This is a genomic window from Streptomyces sp. NPDC020845 (assembly GCF_044334165.1).
Classification (GTDB): Bacteria; Actinomycetota; Actinomycetes; order Streptomycetales; family Streptomycetaceae; genus Streptomyces.
On the sequence record NZ_JBIRSJ010000011.1, the window covers coordinates 60,038 to 79,694 of the forward strand.

A 19,657-nucleotide genomic window follows, 5' to 3' on the forward strand; every position below is an offset into this window, starting at 1 on the left:
CGTTTACGTATCTCTTCGGTATGCGACGACAACCGATGAGGGGCGGCCCGGTGAAAAACAGGAAGAGACATAAGCGGTCCCGAGTGATCGTTATGTCCGTGGTCGGCGTGACGGCCTTGGCTGTCGGGGGCGGAGCGCTCCTGATGACCGACAACAACGCCTCGGCCGCCAAGGAGACCCCGGCGCAGCAAGCGGCCGCCCGGGCCGGCATGACGGTCAAGTGCCCGGATGTCGCCACCAGCCTGTCGAACGTGCCGCAGCAAGCGCGGCCCGCCGTCAACAACGAGCTGGCGAAGATGGACAGCCAGGTCGCCGACGCGTACCAGCGGCTCGCGGAGCCGGGCGCGAAAGCCGACCAGGAGTCCGTACGCACCCGCGTACTGGACCCGCTGACATCCGAACGGCGGCAGACCCTGGACCGGATCGCCACCGAGATCGAGAAGGTACAGCCCCGCCCGTCGGGCCTGGACTCGCTTGCGGCCTGCACGCTCAAGCAGGACCAGGCGGCTGCCGCGAACGCCCAGGCCGCGGCGCCGAACACCCCCGCGGCGGGGGACGCGGCCCCGGCCGCGGGCGCCCAGGGCACGGGCGCACAGGGCACGGGCGGTCAGCAGCAGTCCGGCCCGCAGCGGGCGGACTTCGTGGACATCCGCAAGGTCAGGCCCAACGTCAAGAACCCCCGGGTGCAGGCCAAGGGCTCCAAGGGCACCTTCTCCTCGCGCTGCGGACGCAACGAGAACAAGCACTTCAACTCCGACAACGTCATCGTGGCCCCCGGCGTGAGCAACGGCGCCCACCACATGCACGACTACGTCGGCAACAAGAAGACGGACGCCTTCGCCTCCAACCAGGTCCTCGAATCCGCCGGGACCACCTGCACCAACGGCGACCGCTCCACCCACTACTGGCCGGTCCTGCGGCTCCAGGACGGCACGAAGGAGTTCGACGCGGGCGCCCCGGGCGGCGGTACGGAGGGCAACGTGGGGCGCATCCTGCGGCCCACCTCCGTACAGCTCAGCTTCAAGGGCAACCCCGTCTCCAAGGTCGTGGAGATGCCCAAGTTCCTGCGCATCATCACCGGTGATGCCAAGGCGTTCACCAACGGCACGGCCAACGCCAACGCGTCCTGGAGCTGCACCGGATTCGAGAACCGCCAGCTGAAGGACAAGTACCCGGTGTGCCCGAAGGGCAGCAACGTGGTGCGCACGTTCAAGTTCCAGAGCTGCTGGGACGGCAAGAACATCGACAGCGCGAACCACCGTACGCATGTGGCGTTCGCCCGCGCGGACGGCTCGTGCCAGCAGGGGTTCAAGGCCATTCCGCAGCTGGTCCAGCGGATCACCTACAAGCTCGCACCCGGCGCCCGCAACTTCGCGGTGGACAGCTTCCCCGAGCAGTTGCACAAGCCGGTGACGGACCACGGCGACTTCATCAACGTAATGTCGCAGAAGCTGATGAAGCAGGCCGTGAGCTGCATCAACAGCGGCCGCAAGTGCGGCTGACACACTGACGACCCGGCAGGGGGATGCCCTCCCCTGCCGGGTCCTTTACGTTTCCGCTCAGACGGCGGGCGCGGGCCGCAGGCCCAGAGCCTTGAAGGCGATGCGCTGGTCGACGTAGAGCAGGGCCATCGTGGTCCCGCACATCACCGTGGCGAAGGCCAGATGCCCCGCCACCGACGTCACCTCGGCGCCGACCGCCCCCAGGGCGGCATGCGCGCCCAGACGCAGGGCGATCAGCCCGAAGGCGATCTTCCGGGTGCGGGAGTTCTTCAGCATCGCCCGCACCAGCTTCATCCGGCGGCGCAGCACGGTCAGCCCCACCACGATATTGACGGCGGCGAAGGCCGCGATCACCATCCAGGCGCCCGACCAGGCGTGACACAGGTCGTACGCCGCGCCGCACACGCCCTCGAAGGCGAAGAACCACACCGGCAGCGGCTTGACGTCCGCGAGGTCCGCGGCGGGCGCCGTGGCCTGGACCCGGTCCCGCTGCTTGGTGATGGTGGCGTTCATGTCCGTCCCTCGGTGGTCGGTGTCGCGCTTCCTGCTGACACTTCGATCCTGCCGATCGCCCGCCGCGGAGGGCAGATCCGGCCATCACCACCTGTCGATGACAAATGTCAGTGCCCGCCCGCTGAACAGAAGCTTCCGCTGCCGCCCCACTGCTACGCTCCGTCCGACTCGCCCTCGAGGCGCATACGGGGCCCCACACCCGAGGACCTGGTTCACCCCCGCCACCACGGCGGAATCCACCGTTCTGGGAGGCCCCTTTGAGACGCCCTGCCCGTCGTCCGTTACTTGCCGCCGCCATCGTCGCCCTCGTCGCGAGCGCCACCTCGACCACCGGCGCGAACGCCGCGGACACCCCGCTGCCGATCCAGACGGACGGCGTCTGGGGCATCGACTTCGCGGGCGGCACCTTGACCACCGTGGAGCACAGCGCGTCCCGCGAGCAGTACGTCATGACACGGCGGGTCGCTCCGGACGGGTCGACCGCGGCCACCCGGGTCCCGATGATGTACGCCGGTACGTTCGCCGACGGGGACCACATCAAGCGCGTGCCGTGCGACGCGGGCGACTGCGTCCCGCTGATGGGCTCCGGCAACGGCGACGTCGGCCTTGTCTTCGTGAACGACGACAAGGAATACGTCCAGATCCGGACCAGCCCCAACTCCTACCACGGCGTGGAACCGGCCGTGACGGGCGCCCGGATCGTGGATGTCACCGGCCGCTACTTCCTCCACAACGCCCAGTCGACCAGCAAGCAGTACCTCGACGACCTCCAGCCGTACCGCACCACCGACGTCCGGATCACCCGCTCCATCACCGCCGCCTCCGTATGGGGCACCCGGCTGTGGGCCGCGGGCTCCACCGCCGGGACGGTCACCCAGACCGACATCAAGACGAAGAAACTCGTCGAGACGGTCGCCACCGGCGCGCCCTGCGTCATCAAGGAACTGCAGGTCATGGGCCGCTGGGTCTACTGGAGCTGCGGCACGGCCAGCCCGGCCGGGGTGTACGACCGCACGGCGAAGAAGAGCTTCACCGTCCCCTCAGGACCCGCCCTGGTAGGCGACGGCTACCTGGTCCGCCACGACCGAACCGCCGGCCACCTCCTGCTCACGGACTTCCACACAGGCACCGCGACCGCCCCGCGCCCGATCGCGGACCTGCCGGCCGGTAATACGGCCGACCAGCGCCGGCTCACCTGGGCCGTGGACAAGTGGGGCGGCGATATCGCGTACGTCGACCCCGCCAAGGCCATCCACGTCGTGCCCAGCGGGGTGCCCAGCCAGTCCCTGGCGAAGATCGAGTCCGATGTGGACGACAATTCCCTGGACGTGGACAACCCGCCCTGGGGCAGCACCTGGCAGTTCAACAAGCCGGTGACCTGGACCTTCACCGTCAAGAACGCGAGCGGGCGCACCGTCCGCACCCTCACGGGGAGCGGCAGCCCCCAGGCGGACGTCGCGTGGGACGGCAAGACCGACGCGGGCACGTACACCGCCAACGGCCGCCACACCTGGACGCTGACCGCCAAGGCCGTCGAGGGCGCGGGCACGAGCACCACCACCGGGGAGATCGTCGTAAGCGGCGCCTGACCGGCGGGACACGGCATACATACGGAAATCGCACAACGACGATAAATGGGGGCTGACATGGCACTGTTCGGCAACGCACACACTGTCGACCCGGCGGCGGCGCAGAAGGACTACGAGCGGCTGCTGGGACAGGGTGAGCAGGTGCAGGCCGCGTATCAGTTGATACGGGACACCATCCTCTTCACCGACCGCCGACTCATCCTCGTCGACAAGCAGGGCATCACCGGCAAGAAGGTGGAGTACCACTCCGTCCCGTACAAGAGCATCACCCACTTCGCGGTCGAGACCGCTGGCACCTTCGACCTCGACGCGGAACTCAAGATCTGGATCTCCGGCACCGCCGCCCCGATCGAGAAGACCTTCACCAAGGGGGTCGACATCTATGAGGTGCAGGCGATCCTGACGCAGTTCGTGGCGAAGTAGCGAGGTCTTCACGATTCCGCATGGGGGCTGAGCGGGCGGTATCGGGGTGCAGATCAGACGGGTTGTACCGATCACCCCTACCGCACTGCTCAGGAGGGCGAGCGGGCCGCCTCGTCTCAGAGGGGGACGGCGACGGCGTTGAACGTCGTTTCCGGTGTCTGGGGCGAGGTGAAGCGGGCATTGACGAGGTAGAGGCGGTCGGCCCAGCGGGCGACGGTGGTGGGGACGTCGAAGCGGGGGTCGGTGATCGTGCGGCGCAACGTCGCCGTGCGGGCTCTGGTGTCGAGGTCGAAGACGCTGATGAGGTTCAGCCGGTTCTGTACCACGTACAGTGTGCGGCCGATACGGAGGAGGCCGTCGCCGTTGGCCACGTCGGCCGCGCCGACGAGCGCGATCTCCTTGGCGCGACCGCTCCTCAGGTCCACGCGGTAGAGCCTGCCGGGCGAGCTGCTGACGACGATCAGCCCTCGGCCGTCGAGGGTGCCGACGACGCCGTTGGCGTTGTAGACGTTGGGCGTCTGTACCCAGTCGCCACCGAGCCGCAGGCGGCGGACCTCTCCGGCGCGGCCGCGCGGTAGACGACCCGCGCGGTCCCTGCGCCGCCGCCTGAGATGTACAGCAAGCCGTCCTCGTCCAGCTTGAGCCCCACGGCCACCGTGCCCGTGGTGCCCTTATGGATGACTCGGCCCTTGCCCGTGCGCAGATCGGTGCGGTAAACCGCGCCGTTGGCGCGTGAGCCCATATAGGCGTACGGCCTGTGGCCGATGGTGATCCCTTCAGGGATGAAACCGTCGGGGAGCGGGAACTCGGTCGGCCACGCGGCGGCCTGCGCCGCGGAGAAGGGTGCGGCGCGTCGGCTGGGGGTGGTTCTGGGTTCGACTCGTCATGCCTCGCAGTCTCACGCGCGGGCGATCGATGAGTCCAACACATGCCTGTCACTTCATCGATCTCGATACGAGATAGGTCTACAACGGCAGGGCTACCAGGGCCCCTTCCATGGCCCGCCCGAACGGGGCACGACGAGCCCGAACTCGTACGCCAGCATCACCGCCTGGGCCCGGTCGCGGGCGCCGAGTTTGGCCAGGACTCGGCTGACGTGGGTCTTGACGGTCTCGGCGCTCACCGTGAGGCGGGCGGCGATCTCGGCGTTGGACAGGCCCTCCGCGATGAGCCGGAGCACTTCGGTTTCGCGCGGGGTCAGGAGGGCGAGCGGGGAGGGTTCGGCGGTGTGGGGGCGTAGGCGGACGAACTCGCCGATGAGGCGGCGGGTGACGGTGGGGGCGAGCAGGGCTTCGCCGGCGGCGACCACGCGTACGGCCTCGAAGAGGCGTTCCGCGGTCATGTCCTTGAGGAGGAAGCCGCTGGCGCCGGCGGCCAGGGCGTCGTAGACGTACTCGTCGAGGTCGAAGGTGGTCAGCATGACGATGCGCGGGCCACGGCCGGGTCCGGCGCCGGTCCCGGCACCCGCCCCGGCACCCGCGATGATGCGGCGGGTGGCCTCGATGCCGTCCAGGACCGGCATACGCACATCCATGAGGACGACGTCGGGGCGCGTCTCGCGGCAGACCCCCACCGCCGCGGCGCCGTCCGCCGCGCTGCCGACGACGGACAGGTCGGGCTGGGTGTCCAGCAGTGCGCCGAATCCGGCGCGCACCACGTCCTGGTCGTCGGCGATGACGATGCGTACGGTCATGCGGCCGCCTCGCGCAGCGGCAGTTCGGCCGCGACGACGAAGCCGCCCGCTGGGCCGTGTTCGGTGTGCAGGGTGCCGCCGGCCATGGCGACGCGTTCGCGCATGCCGAGGAGGCCGTGGCCGGCGTCGGGGGTGGAAGCAGGGTCGGTGAGGGCTGGTCCCGCGCCGATGTCGCGTACGGTGACGCGCAGTGCGTCCTCGGCGTAGTGGAGTTCGACGTCGACCGGTGCGCCGGGGGCGTGTCGGCGGGCGTTGGTCAGGGCCTCCTGGACGATGCGGTAGGCGGTGAGCTGCAGGCCCGGGTCCAGGGGGGTGATCCGGCCGCGTACGACGAGCCGGACCCCGCCGCCCGCGGTGTCGCGGGCCTCGTCGACGAGGGTGAGCAGCTGGTCGAGTCCGGGCTGTGGCCGGCGCGTCGCGGGCGCCTCGGCCGACGCGTCGTCGCGCAACACGCCCAGCAGGCGGCGCATTTCGGTGAGCGCCTGCCGGGCCGTGTCGCCGATCGCCAGTAGCCGCTCGGCGCCCAGCGGGGGCAGCCCGGGGGTGGTCAGCCGGGCGGTCTCGGCCTGCACGGACAGGGTGGAGATGTGGTGGGCGACGACATCGTGGAGCTCGCGGGCGATCCGGGCCCGCTCGCCGCGCGCCGCGTGTTCCAGCACGGTGTGCGCGTACGCCCCCTCGGCCGCGGACCGGGCGGCGGCCTCGCCGCCGGCCCGCCGTGCCGCGCCGGCGGCGAGCGCGGCCGCGGCGCCCACCAGCAGGGCTACGCCGAAGGGCTTGCCGCCCGCCGCGGTTGGGGCCGGGCCCACCGTGTATGCCACGAAGGGGACGGCGAGCAGGAGCGTGGTGCGGGGCGAGCGGCGCAGTCCGGTCAGATAGAGCAGTGCGGCGAGGGCGGGCAGCGCGGCGGCGCAGGGCAGCCGGCCGCTGAGTGGGGTCAGCAGGACCGCGGCCGTCACCGCCGAGGCGGCGGGGAGGAGTTGGCTGCGGGCGAAGGCGAGCGGTGCGGTCGAGCCGAGGACCAGGGCCAGGGTGAGTGGGATGTCGGCGGCCGGGGGCCGGTCGTCGAGGGGTACGACGGCCTGGAGCAGCCCGGCGGCGCACAGCGCCGCGGCCGCGACGAGCGGCAGGTCCGGCGCCCGGCCGAGCCGCCGCAGCGCCGACACCCCACGCCCCGCCGCCCTGCGCGCCCCGATCGCCCCTCGCCCGTCAGCGACACGCCCGACCGCCCCGCGCCCGTCGGCGGCGAGCCTCGCCGCTGCGCGCTCAGCCGCCCCGCGCCCGTCAGCGACGCCCCCGTCAGCAGCGCGCCCCGCCGCCCCACGCCCGGCTGTCCCAGCCGCTACGCGCCCCGCAGCCCGCTCCGCCACGCCGGCCAGGGGCTTTCTCCACCTCACGCCGGTCATTATGCGGCGTGCGGCGCTCCCTGCCGTCCCCCGTGCGGGGGACACCCGGGCCGGAAAGATTCCCCACCGGCGTGACGGCCTGCCGAACACCGCTGCGTAGCGTCCCTGGACATGGCGAAAACCATGACGGGCCTCTCGATCGAGGCCCACGAACTGCGGAAGCGCTATGGGCCCACGGCGGCCGTGGACGGGCTGACGTTCGCGGTGCGGCCCGGGCTGGTCACCGGGTTCGTCGGGCCCAATGGCGCGGGGAAGTCGACGACCATGCGGATGGTGATGGGGCTCGACGCCCCGGACGGGGGCACCGCCATGATCGGCGGCCGGCCGTACGCCTCGCTGCGCGAGCCGTTGAAGGTCGTCGGGGCGCTGCTGGATGCCGAGGCGGTGCATCCCGGGCGTCGGGCGCGCAGCCATCTGCTGTGGCTGGCGCGGTACAACGGGCTGCCCGCACGGCGGGTCGACGAGGTGTTGGAGCTGGTCGGGCTCGCGTCCGCCGCGCGGCGGCGGGCGGGGGGCTTCTCGCTGGGGATGCGGCAGCGGCTCGGTATCGCGGCGGCGCTGTTGGGCGATCCGCCGGTGCTGATTCTGGACGAGCCGGTCAACGGGCTCGATCCCGAGGGCATCCAGTGGATCCGTGGCTTTCTGCGGTCGCTGGCCGCCGAGGGGCGCACCGTGCTGGTCTCCAGCCACTTGATGAGCGAACTGGAGGACACCGCCGACCACGTCATCGTCATCGGCCGGGGCCGACTGCTCGCGGACACCGATGTGGCGACGCTGCTGGCCGCCGCGTCCAAGGGGCGCGTGACGCTGCGTACCCCGCGCCGCGCGGAAGCGGTGACGGCGCTGACCGGGGCCGGGGCCGAGGTAGCGGTGTTGGGGCCCGACCGGCTCACCGTGGACGGGCTGGCCGCCGAGCGCGTGGTGGCGCTGCTCGGCGCGGGCGGGGTGCCGTTCTCGGAGGTGGCGGCGCATCGCGCCTCACTGGAGGAGGCCTATCTCGAGCTGACTCGGGACGCCGGGGAGTTCCGGGCAAAGGAGGGCTCGTGATACGCGCTATCCGCGCCGAGTGGACCAAGCTGATATCGGTGCGCAGCACCGCCGTCGCCCTGCTGGCCGCCGTCGCCCTGACCGTCCTCATCGGCTATCTCGCCGCGCAGGGCGGCCACGGCAACGCCAACGACGCCCCGCAGACCGTCGACCACTTCAGCTTCGTACACCGCGGACTCGCCGGCGACGGCTCCGTCACCGCGCGCGTCGCGCGACAGAAGGAGAGCGCCCCCTGGGCGAAGTCCGGCGTCGTCATCAAGGCGTCCACGGCCAGCGGCTCCTCCTACGTCGCCCTGATGGTCACCCCCGACCACGGCGTACGGATGCTGGCCGACGCGAAGACCGAGATCACCGGCGGCGGCGACACCAACGCCCCCGTGTGGCTGCGGCTGACCCGCTCGGGGCGGGATGTGACCGGGTACGAGTCGGCGGACGGCCGTACGTGGCGGAAGGTCGGGACCCTCACCGCCCGCGCGCTGCCGGACAAGGCGCAGACGGGGCTGTTCGTGGCCTCCCACGGGCGCAACCATGAGCGCCTGGCGGGCCCCGGCAATATCCTGGGCGGCTTCCGTCCCACGATCGGCCGGGCCGTCTTCGACCATGTCGCGCTGGCCCCGGCAGGGGCTTTCACTGCGGACGACTGGCGGTTGACGGACGTGGCCGAGGCCCCCGTGACGGCCGGCCCGCCCGTGGAGATCCGTACGGCGGCCGAGGCCCCCGGCACCCTGCGGCGCGCCGGCGGCACGTTCACCGTCACCGGGAGCGGCGACCTGGGCCGTGTCGGGTTGGCGGGCGTCGGCAGCGAGCTCCATGGCTTCGACCGGGTCAAGAACAGCCTCTCCGGGACGGAGTTCGGGCTGATCGCGGTGATCGCGCTGGGCGTGCTCGCCATGACCGCCGAGTACCGGACCGGCACGATCCGTACGACGTTCAGCGCCTCCCCGCACCGCGCCCGGGTGCTGGCCGCCAAGGCCGTCGTGCTGGCGTCCACCGTGTTCGCCGCAGGGCTCGCCGCGGGCGTCACCGCGCTCCTGCTGACCCGGCCGATCCAGCGCCGCAACGGCATGGGGCCGCCGCTCTTCCCCGACCCGTCCCTCGGTGACCCGACGGTGCTGCGCGCGGTCGTCGGCACGGCGGCGGCGATGGCCCTGATCGCGCTGTTCTCCCTGGGTGTCGGTGTGCTGCTGCGGCGTACGGCGGGGGCGGTGATCCTGCTCTTCGCGGTGTTCCTGGTGGTTCCGATCGTCGCCCAGGTCAGCTCGATCGGCGTCAACACCTGGGTCAACCGGGCCACCCCGATCGCGGGCCTGGCCGTACGCCAGACGATCCACCAGCTCGGCGACGCGATCAGCCCGTTGGGCGGCCTCGCCGTGCTGTGCGGGTACACGGCGGTGGCCCTCGGCGCCGCGTTCTGGGTGCAGGGCAGGCGCGATGCGTGAGGCGCGGCGCGCCGGGCGGGGACTGAGCGCAGGGCGGGCGCTGCGCGCCGAGTGGACCAAGCTGTGCACGGTGCCGTCCCAGCTGTGGACCCTGGCGGCCCTGGCCGCGCTGATGGCGGGCGTGACCGCGCTCACCGCCGCGGGCCAGGGGCGCCCCCGCGACACCCCGGCGGACCCGGTGGCGCTCGTTCTGTCGGGCGTCTACGCCGCGCAACTCGCCGCCCTCGCGGTCGGGGTGGCGCTGGTCGCCTCCGAGTACCAGCCGAGGGTGATCCGTACGACGCTGGCCGCGCACCCGGGACGGACCGGCGTCCTCGCAGCGAAGGCCGCCGTCGTGACCGCGGCGGTGCTCGGCGCCGGTGTCCCCGGGGTGCTCGGGTCGGTGCTGGCCGGGCGGGCCGTACTGGCGGGGCGGGGGTACGGTACGGCGGCCCTGTCCGACCCGGAGCTGTGGCGTGCGGCCGTCGGCACCCTGCTGTACCTGGCGCTGGTCGCGCTGCTGGGCGCCGGGGTGGCCGCCGTGCTCCGGCACGCCGGGGTGGCCGTCGGGGCCACGGCGGCGCTGCTGTACGGCCCGTTTCTGGCCACGAAGGTCGTCCCGATGTCCACGCACGCCCTTCACCTGGTCCAGAAGGCCTCGCCGATGAGCGCCGGCCTCGCCGCCCAGACCACCCTCCCGGGCACCGGCCCCGCGCCACTCGGCCCGTGGGCGGGGCTCGGCGTCCTCGCCGCCTGGGCCGGGGCGGCGCTGGCCGTGGGGTGGGCGGGGCTGCGGTTCCGGGATGCGTGACGGGATGCGTGACGCGACGCGTGACGCGACGCGTAAGGGGACCGCGTCAGTTTTCCCCGGGTGACGCGAGCAGTTCCCGTACGGCCCGCCGATGAACTCGACGTCGTCGGGGTTGGCTCCGGCGCCCGTCAGATGGCCCCACTCGCCGGGAATGACCCGTACGTCACCGCCCGGGATATGGCCCGATGCCCATGCCTCGTCCTCGGGCGGGAATTGAAGTGCTCTTCCGGCTGAAGCCGGGAGATTCCCACCTACCCTGCGGTGGCGGGCTTGACGCCACGAGTGCGCCTGACGACTGCGGCCGACCTTGGGGATGTTGACCATGCCCCAGCGGCGGTGCACTCGCTTGATCTGAAGGTCACGCCCCTGGGGAATGTCCACCGACATCACCGTACGGAAGGCGTACGGGCGTCAGCCGAGGACGCGTACGGGCGAGCCGTCGAGGAAGGCGCGGATGTCCTCGACGGCCTCGCCGTAGTACCGGCGGTAGTTGTCCTGGGAGACATAGCCCAGATGCGGGGTGGCCAGCAGCCGGGGCACGGTGCGCATGGGGTGGTCCGCCGGAAGCGGTTCGACGTCGAACACATCGACCCCCGCCCCGGCGAAGGCGCCGCGCCGCAGGGCGTCGATCAGCGCGTCCTGGTCGACGATGGCGGCCCGGGAGGTGTTGACGAGGTACGCGGTCGGCTTGAGCAGGGCCAACTCGGCGGCGCCCAGCAGCCCGCGGGTGCGGTCGCTCAGCGCGAGGTGGATGGAGACCACGTCACTGGAGGCCAGCAGCTCCTCCTTGGAACCGGCGAGCGCCACCCCGACCTCGTCGGCCCGCTGCCGCGTCAGGTTCTGGCTCCAGGCCGTCACCTCCATCCCGAAGGCCTGCCCGATCCCCGCCACCCGGCTGCCGATCTTGCCCAGGCCCAGCAGCCCCAGCCGACGGCCGTGCAGATCCGCGCCGACCGTGCTCTGCCAGGGCCCGCCCGTACGCAGCGCGGTGTTCTCGACCACCAGGCCCCGGGCCAGGCCGAGGATCAGCGCCCAGGTCAGCTCGACCGGCGGCGCCTGGGAGCTGGCGGTGCCGCAGACCGTCACGCCGTGGCGCTCGGCAGCGGCGTAGTCGATCACCGAGTTGCGCATCCCGGAGGCGATCAGCAGCTTCAGCTTGGGCAGCCTGGAGAGCAGCGAGGCGGGAAAGGCCACGCGCTCGCGCAAGGTCACGATGAGGTCGAAGTCGGCCAGAGCCGCGGCGAGTTCATCCTCGGTGCCGAAGTGCTCGGTGAAGCTCACCACCTCCACCCGATCCAGGACAGGCGTCCAGTCGGCGCTGGTCATGGCCACCCCCTGGAAGTCGTCGAGCACCGCACAGCGCAGCTTCATTCCGCTCCCTCACCGCGGTTTTCCGCGTTATGTTGTCCGTTTCGTTGTCCGGGCACGGCCTGTGAGGCTGTTCCCGGCACAGGTTTATCGGCCATACTGCCCGCCGTGGAGCAGCGCATAGGACCGAGCACCCCGCCCGTGCCCGCCGCCGGGTTCGATCCGGCGTACATCCCGGGCATCACGGCCCCGCGCCCTGATGAGCCGAAGGAGGCAGCCGAGCCGTCACCCGAGGACGCCGTCCCTGACGAGGCCGCGGTCGCCGTGGATGACGTCGATGACGAGCGGGCCGAATCCGCGGACGCGGCCGAAGAGGACACCGCCGAGGCCGAGACCGCCGACGCCGAGGCGAAGGCCGAGGACGGAGACGAGGAGGAGGCCGACGGCCCCGTCTTCAAGGCCTCCGACCACCGCGGCTCGATCAGCGCCGGCCGTCGCGGTGTCACCCTCCTGCTGGACGGCGAGACGGCCGAGTTCGACTGGAGCGAGGTCGGCGCGGTCGAGATCGACACCCCGCGGTTCGGGCGCAGGTTCTCCGTCACGGTCTACACGACCGCCCGCCGCTGGTACTCGGCCGATGTCGCGGCGTCGTCGAGGAAGGCCCTCAAGGAGTGGACGGCGGAACTCGACGCGGTCCTGGACACCTACTTCGAGGACACGAAGCCCGAGGACAGGAAGCCCGAGGACACGAAGGCCAAGGACACGAAGGCCAAGGACACGAAGGCCAAGGACACGAAGGCCAAGGACGCCGAGCCCGAGGACGCCAAGCCCGAGAAGGCCGAGCCCAAGGACGCCAAGCCCAAGGACGCCAAGCCCGAGAAGGCCAAGCCCTCAGACACCGAGTCCTCAGACGCCAAGTCCTGATGCCTCCCCGCGCGTCCGGCCGGGGTCACCCCGGCGGCCGCGCGGCCATCAGCCTTCGTACGGCCATCGGCTCGGCGAGCACCAGGTCAAGCACCTGCCGGGCATGGCAGACATGCGGGGTGGTGCCGTGCCGGGCGAGGGCTTCGGGGTCCGTCCACTCCGCCACCACCACCATGTGACCCGGGTTGTTGGGGTCGGCGTAGGGCCGGTAGGCGAGACAGCCGGGCTCCTCCAAGGACGGTTCGATCAACGCTTCCAGGGCGGTGCGGAGCCGGTCCTCCTGCCCTGGCTCGGCCACGCACTCGGCGACGACGACAAGGGACATGCCGGGGCCTCCTGTGACTGCCGGGACAGCGGTCAGGGGCGGGCCGGTCCGGTACCGGCGCCGGACGCGGTGATGGCGGAGGCGATCTCGTCCAGATCGGCCCGCGCAAGCTCCACACCGCCCGCCCCGATCCAGCCGTCGACCTGGCCGGACTTTCGGGCGCCGACGATGGCCCCGGTGATACCGGGCCAGGCCAGCGCCCACGCGATGGCCACCTCGGCGACGGAGGCCCCGTGCCGCTCGGCGACGGGCCGCAGCGCGTCGGCCAGCTGGAGATTGGCGGCCAGGCCCGTGGTGAAGTCGGCGTGGGCGGAGCGCCAGTCGTCGGCGGACAGGCCCGCCGCCCGCTGGGCGGTGAAGGCGCCGGTCAGCAGCCCGGACTGGAGCGGGGAGTACACGATCACGCCGGTCTCATGGGCGTGCGCCCAGGCGATCTCGGCGGCGGCCGAGCGGTTGATGGCCGAGAACGGCGGCTGGATGACATCGACGTGGGCGATCCGCTCAGCGGCCGCCAACTGCTCGGCCGAGTGGTTGGACAGGCCGATCGCCCGGACCTTGCCTTCGGCCTTCAGATCGGCCATGACCTGCCAGTACTCCTCCAGCGGCGTGGCGTTCGGGGACACCGCGCCGAAGCCGCCGCCGGCGTACTCCAGGGATTCGCCGGTGTCCGGGTAGTGCACCTGGTACAGGTCGATGTGGTCGACGCCCAGCCGCCGCAGCGAGTCCTCGATCTCGCGGCGCACACTGGCGGGCTTCATGATCCGGCGGGGCGCGGCCTTCGGATCGGCCGGGTCCCAGACCAGCCCCGCCTTGGTGAACAGATACGGGCGCTCGCCCTCGGACAGGTCGGCCACGGCCTTGCCGACCAGTTCCTCGGAGTGGCCGAGCCCGTAGACGGCGGCGGTGTCGATCCAGTTGACGCCGGAGGCGACCGCGTGGCGGATCGCGGCGATCGACTCGGCGTCGTCGGTGGCTCCCCAGCTGAAGCGCCAGTTGGCCCCGGACACCGCCCAGGAGCCGAAGCCGACCCGGGTGATGTCCATGCCGGTGGTGCCGAGGGGGAGGGCGGGGAGGCCGCCCACGGTCGTGGTGGTCACAGCAGGTTCTCCTGAATGAGACGGGATGAGAGGTGTCGCGCCGGAACCGTTGGAACCGTTGGAACCGTTCCGGCGAGACCAACTCTCGCCGCCTCGCGGCGGCGTACCCAGTGGCAGCCGGTGCCTGGGCACGGCGTGACCAGGCTGGCCTCCCCGCGCCGAGCACGGGACGGCGATACTTACCGCATGGCACTGGACAGACGCGCGGAGCTCGGCGAATTCCTCCGGTCCCGACGGGCCCGGCTGCGGCCCGAGGAGCTGGGCCTGCCGGGCTACGGCGGCCGCAGGCGGGTCCCCGGGCTGCGCAGGGAGGAGCTGGCCCAGCTGGCCGGGGTGAGCGTCGATCACTACGTCCGGCTGGAGCAGGGCCGTACCCTGCACTTCTCCGAGGCGGTGCTGGACGCGGTCGCCCGCGCGCTGCGGCTGGACGCCGTGGAGCGCGAGCACCTCTACCGGCTGGCCCGCCCCTGGTCGGAGGCGGACCGTACGGAGGCGGCGGACCTGCCGCAGCGCGTACGGCCTGGGCTGCGGCGGCTGCTGGACTCGGTGACCGACGTCCCGGCGTACATCGTCGGCCGGAACACCGACGTCCTGGCCTGGAACCACCTCGCCGCGGCCTTGATCACCGACTTCGGGGCGCTGCCGCCGGCCGAGCGGAACCTGGCCCGGCTGGTCTTCCTCGACGAGGGAATGCGCAGCCTGTACGCCGACTGGCCCGGCAAGGCGAGCGATGTGGCCGCCTATCTGCGGCTCGACGCGGCCCGCCACCCCGACGACCCGGGGACGGCGGCGCTGCTCGACGAACTCTCCGCCGCCAGCCCGGCGTTCCGCGAGGCATGGGCGGAGCACCAGCTCAAGGACAAGACGCACGGGCGGTATGTCTACCGGCACCCCGTGGTCGGCGAGCTGGACCTCGGCTTCGAGACCCTGCGCCTGCCTGACGACCCCGACCAGGCGCTGATCGCCCACACCGTGGAGGAGGGCTCCCCGTCCGAGACCGCGCTACGGCTGCTGACGGCGTGGGCTCAGGAGCGCGGCAGCACACCGAGTGCCTGGGCAGTGGGGGTGGAGTCCGGCTTGAAGGAGACCGCCACCAGCGGGGCGTCCAGGCCGGGGTCGGAGACGGTGAGCACGAGGACCGGATAGTCGGCCGCGTCGTTGCTGCGGGGCGGGGTGGACGCCATGAGGTCGGACATCGAGTAGCCGTGCCGCAGCGCCGAGGGCGGCAGCTCGACCATGAAGTGCAGCGGCTTCTCGCGGGTGACGCGTATCGCCCCGTCCTTGGCGGCGGATGTCTCGACGGACTTCGGCGACAGCCCCTTGGCCTCCGCCATCAGGCCCTTCCCGTGCGGGGCGCAGAAGCGGACCGACACCCCGCCGCGCGCGAGAGGCGGGTGGAGGACGAGCGGGTGGCGGCCCACGTTGATGCTCGCCCCGATGGTGAAGTGCTTCTCGCCGCCCATCGCGGATTTCGAGGAGTATCCGTAGCTGAGCGTGAGCAGCCGCGGCTCCTTTTCGTCCCAGACCCCGGGGTGGGGCGCGTCCTTCACGCAGGGGTCGTCGGCGGGCCATGGGGCGGCTTCGCCGGCCGCGTCCCGCGAGCCGCGGGTGCCCAGGTACACCAGGGTGAGCAGGCTCAGGACCAGCACCGCGATCAGCGCGTACGAGCGCCGTGACAGGTTCAACTCCCCCTCCTTGCCCCACCTTGTCCGGTCCTGCCATCCAACCATGCCGGACTGACAAGGCGGCGAGCCGCCCGCCCACGGGGGGGGTGGGCAGGCGGCTGGGCCCGTTCACGGCATGGCCAGGGCCTCCGTCGGGGAGAGCCGGGAGGCGCGGAGCGCCGGGTAGAGGCCGGCCAGGCCGCCGATGGCGAGGGTCGCGGCCAGGCCGCCGAGCAGCGCCCACGGTGGGATCACCACGGGCCAGCCCTGCGACAGCGCGTAGCCCGCCGTCACCGTGGCGCCCAAAAGCGCGCCGCCCGCCCCGCCCAGGGCGGACAGGAGCTGGGACTCCGCGACGAACTGGGTGCGGATCTGGCCCCGGGTCGCGCCCAGGGAGCGGCGCAGCCCGATCTCCGCCCGGCGCTCCAGTACGGAGATCACCATCGTGTTGGCCACCCCGACGCCGCCGACAAGAAGCGCCACCGCGCCAAGGCCGAGGAGCAGTCCGGTGAATGCCTCGCCCGCCGCCTGCTGGGCGGCCAGGGCGTCCGACGGGCGGGAGACCTCGACCTCGCCGGGCGCCTCGGGGTTGGCGGTGGCGCCCAGGACGGAGGCCACCGACTCGACCGCGGAGTCCTGCGAGCGGGTGTAGATCGTGGTGGGGCGCCCGTCGAAGTACAGCTCGGTCTCGGCCGCGCGCCAGCCGACGAGGGCCGCGGTGTCCAGCTCGGGGGCGAGCGGGGCGGGTTCGAGGACGCCGACGACGGTGAACCACCGGCCGCCGATCAGGACCTGGGTGTCCGGGCCGACCTGCCCGATCCCGAGCCGTTCCGCGGCGGTGGCGCCGAGCACGGTCGTCGGGTAGGTGCTGGTCGCGCCGTTGAGCCAGCTGCCGGTGCGGAGCTTGGCGCCGAGGGTGGCGCGCAGATCGGTACGGGCGGCGTAGGCGGCGAGGCCGTTGGTCTCCGCCTCGGGGATCTTGTCCGTACGGTAGACCTTGGCGTCGGAGAGCTTGCCGACGGCCGACACCGAGTACACCGGGCCGATCCGCGACACCATCTCCTCCGCGGTCTCCGGCAGCCGCGCCTGGCCGCCCGACATCGTCGAACCGGGCGAGACGGTCAGCAGGTTGGTGCCCAGCGCGGCGAGGCTGCGGTCGAGATCGGCGCGGGAGGACGACGAGATGCCGACCACCGCGACCATCGCCGCGATGCCGATGGCGATGCCCAGCGCGGAGAGGAAGGCCCGCAGCGGGCGGGTGCGCAGGCCCACCGCGCCGACCTTGACCACATCGCGGGGGCGCAGCCGGGCGGGGCGGAGCGCATCGGCGCGCCGATCCGTACGCCCGGCCCGGTCCGTACGCTTCGTAGCCTCCGTAGCCTCCGTAGGCTCCGTAGGCTCCGTACGCCCAGGGTGTGTGTCCGTGGCCATCAGTCCGCCACCACCCGCCCGTCGCGCATCCGCACCTGCCGGGGCAGACCGCCCGCGATCTCCCAGTCATGCGTGATGATCACGACGGTCGTCCCCCCGGCGTGCAGCTCCCGCAGCAGCCGCATCACCTCGGCACCGGAGACCGAGTCGAGCGCGCCGGTCGGCTCGTCGGCCAGCAGCAGCGCGGGGTCGCCCGCGACCGCGCGGGCGATGGCGACGCGCTGCCGCTCGCCGCCGGACAGCTCGTGCGGCTCGTGGTGCACCCGGTGGCCGAGCCCGACCCGGTTCAGCATCAGCGCGGCGCGCCTGCGCCGCTCGCCCACCGGCAGCCCGGAGTACAGGAGCCCGTCGGCGACGTTGTCCAGCGCCGAGGTGCCGGTGGCGAGGTGGAAGTGCTGGAAGACGAAGCCGATGCGGCTCGCCCGCAGCGCGGAGAGCTTGGTGTCGGAGAGCGTGCCGATGTCGTAGCCGTCGATGCGCACACCGCCGGTCGTGGGCCGGTCCAGGGTGCCGAGGATGTGCAGCATCGTCGACTTGCCGGAGCCGGACGGGCCGACGATGCCGACGAGTTCGCCCGGTGCGATGTCCAGGTTGACGCCGCCCAGCGCGGTGACCCCGCCCGGATAGGTCTTGGTCACATCCGTCAGACGGATCACTTGGGCACCCCCACCTTCATGCCCTCGGCGAGGCCCTTGCCCGAGATCTCCACCCGGCCGTCGGCGAACAGACCGGTGGTGACCGGCACGTACTCCGAGGTCGAGCCATGGACGACCTCCACGCCGAAGCCGCCCTCGGCGAGCGCCAGCAGCGCGCCGACCGGCACGGTGAGCACGTCCTTACGGGTCTCGGAGGTGAAGTCGACGTGCACCGCGGCCAGTGCGTAGGCGTCGGCGGCCTTGCGGCCCGTCTCGTCCTTGAACCCGACGACCACCTCGACCTTCGTCTTCGCCTCCTCCCCCTGCCCGTTGCCCGGCTCGATCACCGTGGCGACGTCCTGGACGGTGCCCTTGACGGTCCGGTCGTCCGGCAGCTCGACCTCGACCTCCCTGCCCTTCTTGGCCAGCCGCTGGTCGGCGGGGTCGAGCTCCACCGTGACGGCCTGCTCGGTGCCGGTGTACGACAGCACCTTGCCGCCGGGGCCGACCGTGTCGCCCTTACGGGCCGCCACGCTGTCCACCCGGACCGCGTCGGGCGCGAACACCACGCTGCCCAGCTCCACGGCCCCGGTCTCCGCGAGCCCCAGGTCCTCCTGCCACTCGCGCACCGCGTCGGCCGTGGTGTCGGTGTACTCGTCGTCGACCGTGAAGCCCGTGTAGCCGAGCGCGCTGAGGTTCTTTTCCAGCTGGCGTACGTCCGCGCCCTCGGCGCCCTTCTTCAGGGCGCGGTACGCGGGCGTCGAGCCGTACATCAGCGTCACCGGGCGTCCGTCCACCTCGTACAGCGCCTTGCCGCGGGTGATCCGGTCCCCCGCCTCGGGCGCCTCGGTGACCGTGCCGGGCCGCCGGGCGGCCAGGGTGGTCGTGGGGCCGAAGCCGAGCTGTCCGTCGACGCTCTGGGTGTCCTTGAGCGTCCGGCGGGTCACCTCGGCGGTGCTCGGCGGCAGTTCGCTCGCCGCCTTGTCGCCCGAGCCGCGGTCGCCAAGTCCCAGCTTCGCGGCCGTGACGCCGCCGCCCGCCAGCAGGACGAGCACGGCGAGGGCGACCACCTTCCTGCCCCGGCCCCTGGCCTTACGGCGCCGGGGGCTCAGGGCGGTTGCCGGCTCCGGCGCCTGCTCCGATGCCCGCTGCGACGGCTGCTCCGACTTCCGCTCAGGCGCCCGCTCAGACTCCCGCTCGGGTGTCCGCTCTCGCTCGCGCGCCGGCTCCCGGTCCTGCGCGCTGTCCACGGTCACCTCCCCCATCAGCCCTTTTCCTTGTGGAGGGTGCCGCCACCGCCGATGAACTTGTTGCACGCCTTCTCCGCCTTGGAGAAGTCGGGGTCGTCCATGATCGATCCCTCGACCCGGAGTCCGCCCTCCGTCACCGGGTCCGGGAAGTTCTCCACGCCCTCCTCACGCATGCACTTGGCGTACTTGCGCATGTTCTCCTGCGCCTTCGCGTCCGGCTTGCGTCCGCCCCCGTTCTGCACCGGGTCGTACTCGCGGCAGGCCTCCTGGGCCTTCTCCACCGTCCCCTTGGGGGTGCCGGGCGGGATGGCGAGCCTGATCCCCTGCCCGGGCTCCGGGTCCTCCATGTCGATGCCGTGCTCGCGCATGCACTGCGCGAACTTGACCCCCATCTCCTGTGGATCCATGCTCGGGCCCGCGCTGCCGCCGCCGTCCTTCTTCGCGCCGTTCGCCGAGGCCACCTTGCCGTCGCCGCCGCCGTCGGAGCCACATCCGGTCAGGGACAGGGCGAGGGTCAGCGCCAGTGGCACGGCCGCTGCCATGCCGAGGATCCGCCTGCTCATGGCGTCGTCTCCTTCTGCTCGATCGATCCGTACGAGAAGGGATGCAAGAGCAGACCGC

The 19,657-nt window shown here is 72.2% G+C and carries 19 protein-coding genes and 1 pseudogene; 8 read left to right on the top strand and 12 right to left on the bottom strand.

Annotation, left to right across the window (positions count from 1 at the left end):
* The first annotated feature begins 143 nt into the window (after positions 1–143).
* Positions 144–1,502: a DUF1996 domain-containing protein gene (locus ACH4U7_RS28815; protein WP_398530730.1), complete on the top strand. Its 1,359-nt coding sequence runs from the start codon at positions 144–146 to the stop codon at positions 1,500–1,502.
* A 57-nt stretch (positions 1,503–1,559) separates the two neighbouring features.
* On the opposite strand, the gene ACH4U7_RS28820 is transcribed toward ACH4U7_RS28815, so the two are convergent.
* A complete protein-coding gene (locus tag ACH4U7_RS28820) occupies positions 1,560–2,015 on the bottom strand; it encodes a hypothetical protein (protein ID WP_398530731.1) in 456 nt (151 codons plus the stop codon).
* 257 nt (positions 2,016–2,272) lie between these two features.
* On the opposite strand from ACH4U7_RS28820, the gene ACH4U7_RS28825 reads away from it, so the two are divergent.
* Both ACH4U7_RS28825 and ACH4U7_RS28830 read left to right on the top strand, forming a co-directional pair.
* A complete protein-coding gene (locus ACH4U7_RS28825; protein WP_398530732.1) occupies positions 2,273–3,604 on the top strand; it encodes a FlgD immunoglobulin-like domain containing protein in 1,332 nt (443 codons plus the stop codon).
* A 57-nt stretch (positions 3,605–3,661) separates the two neighbouring features.
* Positions 3,662–4,027 (top strand): PH domain-containing protein, encoded by a 366-nt coding sequence (locus ACH4U7_RS28830; RefSeq protein WP_398530733.1) that lies wholly within the window; start codon positions 3,662–3,664, stop codon positions 4,025–4,027.
* Positions 4,028–4,143: 116 nt separating this feature from the next.
* Here the strand turns inward: ACH4U7_RS28830 and ACH4U7_RS28835 are convergent, their stop codons facing one another.
* The 3 genes from ACH4U7_RS28835 to ACH4U7_RS28845 all read right to left on the bottom strand — a co-directional run bounded on the left by ACH4U7_RS28835 (position 4,144) and on the right by ACH4U7_RS28845 (position 6,886).
* Positions 4,144–4,452 (bottom strand): hypothetical protein, encoded by a 309-nt coding sequence (locus ACH4U7_RS28835; RefSeq protein WP_398530734.1) that lies wholly within the window; start codon positions 4,450–4,452, stop codon positions 4,144–4,146.
* A gap of 554 nt (positions 4,453–5,006) precedes the next feature.
* The gene (locus ACH4U7_RS28840; RefSeq protein WP_398530735.1) at positions 5,007–5,720 is read right to left on the bottom strand and encodes a response regulator; all 714 of its coding nucleotides are present in this window, start codon (positions 5,718–5,720) and stop codon (positions 5,007–5,009) included.
* Entirely contained in the window at positions 5,717–6,886 is a 1,170-nt protein-coding gene (locus ACH4U7_RS28845) for a sensor histidine kinase (RefSeq protein ID WP_398530736.1), read from the bottom strand. Before ACH4U7_RS28845 ends, ACH4U7_RS28840 begins: the two co-directional genes overlap by 4 nt.
* Before the next feature lie 363 nt (positions 6,887–7,249).
* Between ACH4U7_RS28845 and ACH4U7_RS28850 the strand changes: the two genes are divergently transcribed.
* The 3 genes from ACH4U7_RS28850 to ACH4U7_RS28860 are packed head-to-tail and all read left to right on the top strand — an operon-like array spanning position 7,250 to position 10,402.
* Positions 7,250–8,173: an ABC transporter ATP-binding protein gene (locus tag ACH4U7_RS28850; protein WP_398531022.1), complete on the top strand. Its 924-nt coding sequence runs from the start codon at positions 7,250–7,252 to the stop codon at positions 8,171–8,173.
* Positions 8,170–9,612: an ABC transporter permease subunit gene (locus tag ACH4U7_RS28855; RefSeq protein ID WP_398530737.1), complete on the top strand. Its 1,443-nt coding sequence runs from the start codon at positions 8,170–8,172 to the stop codon at positions 9,610–9,612. The genes ACH4U7_RS28850 and ACH4U7_RS28855 overlap by 4 nt, the downstream gene beginning before the upstream one ends.
* Positions 9,605–10,402 (top strand): hypothetical protein, encoded by a 798-nt coding sequence (locus ACH4U7_RS28860; RefSeq protein WP_398530738.1) that lies wholly within the window; start codon positions 9,605–9,607, stop codon positions 10,400–10,402. Before ACH4U7_RS28855 ends, ACH4U7_RS28860 begins: the two co-directional genes overlap by 8 nt.
* A gap of 291 nt (positions 10,403–10,693) precedes the next feature.
* Here ACH4U7_RS28860 and ACH4U7_RS28865 read toward each other — a convergent pair.
* Together ACH4U7_RS28865 and ACH4U7_RS28870 are read right to left on the bottom strand one after the other, a co-directional pair.
* Positions 10,694–10,801, bottom strand: a pseudogene (locus tag ACH4U7_RS28865) (RNA-guided endonuclease TnpB family protein); the annotation flags it as partial.
* A 12-nt stretch (positions 10,802–10,813) separates the two neighbouring features.
* Complete coding sequence (locus tag ACH4U7_RS28870; protein ID WP_398530739.1) at positions 10,814–11,773, bottom strand: D-2-hydroxyacid dehydrogenase family protein; 960 nt, start codon at positions 11,771–11,773, stop codon at positions 10,814–10,816.
* A 105-nt stretch (positions 11,774–11,878) separates the two neighbouring features.
* On the opposite strand from ACH4U7_RS28870, the gene ACH4U7_RS28875 reads away from it, so the two are divergent.
* The gene (locus ACH4U7_RS28875; RefSeq protein WP_398530740.1) at positions 11,879–12,634 is read left to right on the top strand and encodes a hypothetical protein; all 756 of its coding nucleotides are present in this window, start codon (positions 11,879–11,881) and stop codon (positions 12,632–12,634) included.
* Positions 12,635–12,659: 25 nt separating this feature from the next.
* Here the strand turns inward: ACH4U7_RS28875 and ACH4U7_RS28880 are convergent, their stop codons facing one another.
* Both ACH4U7_RS28880 and ACH4U7_RS28885 read right to left on the bottom strand, forming a co-directional pair.
* A complete protein-coding gene (locus ACH4U7_RS28880) occupies positions 12,660–12,959 on the bottom strand; it encodes a putative quinol monooxygenase (RefSeq protein WP_398530741.1) in 300 nt (99 codons plus the stop codon).
* A 32-nt stretch (positions 12,960–12,991) separates the two neighbouring features.
* On the bottom strand, positions 12,992–14,056 hold the full coding sequence (locus ACH4U7_RS28885; RefSeq protein ID WP_398530742.1) for an aldo/keto reductase: 1,065 nt from the start codon (positions 14,054–14,056) through the stop codon (positions 12,992–12,994).
* A 186-nt stretch (positions 14,057–14,242) separates the two neighbouring features.
* Here ACH4U7_RS28885 and ACH4U7_RS28890 point away from each other — a divergent pair, with 186 nt between their 5' ends.
* Positions 14,243–15,202: a helix-turn-helix transcriptional regulator gene (locus tag ACH4U7_RS28890; protein ID WP_398530743.1), complete on the top strand. Its 960-nt coding sequence runs from the start codon at positions 14,243–14,245 to the stop codon at positions 15,200–15,202.
* A 647-nt stretch (positions 15,203–15,849) separates the two neighbouring features.
* On the opposite strand, the gene ACH4U7_RS28895 is transcribed toward ACH4U7_RS28890, so the two are convergent.
* From ACH4U7_RS28895 to ACH4U7_RS28910, 4 genes are read right to left on the bottom strand one after another with little or no spacing between them, the layout of a single operon-like run.
* A complete protein-coding gene (locus tag ACH4U7_RS28895) occupies positions 15,850–17,151 on the bottom strand; it encodes an ABC transporter permease (protein ID WP_398530744.1) in 1,302 nt (433 codons plus the stop codon).
* Positions 17,151–17,807, bottom strand: coding sequence for an ABC transporter ATP-binding protein (locus tag ACH4U7_RS28900; RefSeq protein WP_089513719.1), 657 nt, complete (start codon positions 17,805–17,807; stop codon positions 17,151–17,153). Before ACH4U7_RS28900 ends, ACH4U7_RS28895 begins: the two co-directional genes overlap by 1 nt.
* Positions 17,804–19,051, bottom strand: a complete 1,248-nt coding sequence (locus tag ACH4U7_RS28905; RefSeq protein ID WP_398530745.1) for an efflux RND transporter periplasmic adaptor subunit — start codon at positions 19,049–19,051, stop codon at positions 17,804–17,806. The genes ACH4U7_RS28900 and ACH4U7_RS28905 overlap by 4 nt, the downstream gene beginning before the upstream one ends.
* Positions 19,051–19,599, bottom strand: a complete 549-nt coding sequence (locus tag ACH4U7_RS28910) for a hypothetical protein (protein WP_398530746.1) — start codon at positions 19,597–19,599, stop codon at positions 19,051–19,053. Before ACH4U7_RS28910 ends, ACH4U7_RS28905 begins: the two co-directional genes overlap by 1 nt.
* Positions 19,600–19,657: the final 58 nt, after the last annotated feature.

Coding starts and splice junctions, on each gene's coding strand:
- ACH4U7_RS28815 (WP_398530730.1), top strand. CDS start 144: ATGACCGACAACAACGCCTCGGCCGCCAAGGAGACCCCGGCGCAGCAA.
- ACH4U7_RS28895 (WP_398530744.1), bottom strand. CDS start 17,151: ATGGCCACGGACACACACCCTGGGCGTACGGAGCCTACGGAGCCTACG.
- ACH4U7_RS28840 (WP_398530735.1), bottom strand. CDS start 5,720: ATGACCGTACGCATCGTCATCGCCGACGACCAGGACGTGGTGCGCGCC.
- ACH4U7_RS28880 (WP_398530741.1), bottom strand. CDS start 12,959: ATGTCCCTTGTCGTCGTCGCCGAGTGCGTGGCCGAGCCAGGGCAGGAG.
- ACH4U7_RS28850 (WP_398531022.1), top strand. CDS start 7,250: ATGACGGGCCTCTCGATCGAGGCCCACGAACTGCGGAAGCGCTATGGG.
- ACH4U7_RS28820 (WP_398530731.1), bottom strand. CDS start 2,015: ATGAACGCCACCATCACCAAGCAGCGGGACCGGGTCCAGGCCACGGCG.
- ACH4U7_RS28890 (WP_398530743.1), top strand. CDS start 14,243: ATGGCACTGGACAGACGCGCGGAGCTCGGCGAATTCCTCCGGTCCCGA.
- ACH4U7_RS28905 (WP_398530745.1), bottom strand. CDS start 19,051: ATGGGGGAGGTGACCGTGGACAGCGCGCAGGACCGGGAGCCGGCGCGC.
- ACH4U7_RS28860 (WP_398530738.1), top strand. CDS start 9,605: ATGCGTGAGGCGCGGCGCGCCGGGCGGGGACTGAGCGCAGGGCGGGCG.
- ACH4U7_RS28910 (WP_398530746.1), bottom strand. CDS start 19,599: ATGAGCAGGCGGATCCTCGGCATGGCAGCGGCCGTGCCACTGGCGCTG.
- ACH4U7_RS28870 (WP_398530739.1), bottom strand. CDS start 11,773: ATGAAGCTGCGCTGTGCGGTGCTCGACGACTTCCAGGGGGTGGCCATG.
- ACH4U7_RS28830 (WP_398530733.1), top strand. CDS start 3,662: ATGGCACTGTTCGGCAACGCACACACTGTCGACCCGGCGGCGGCGCAG.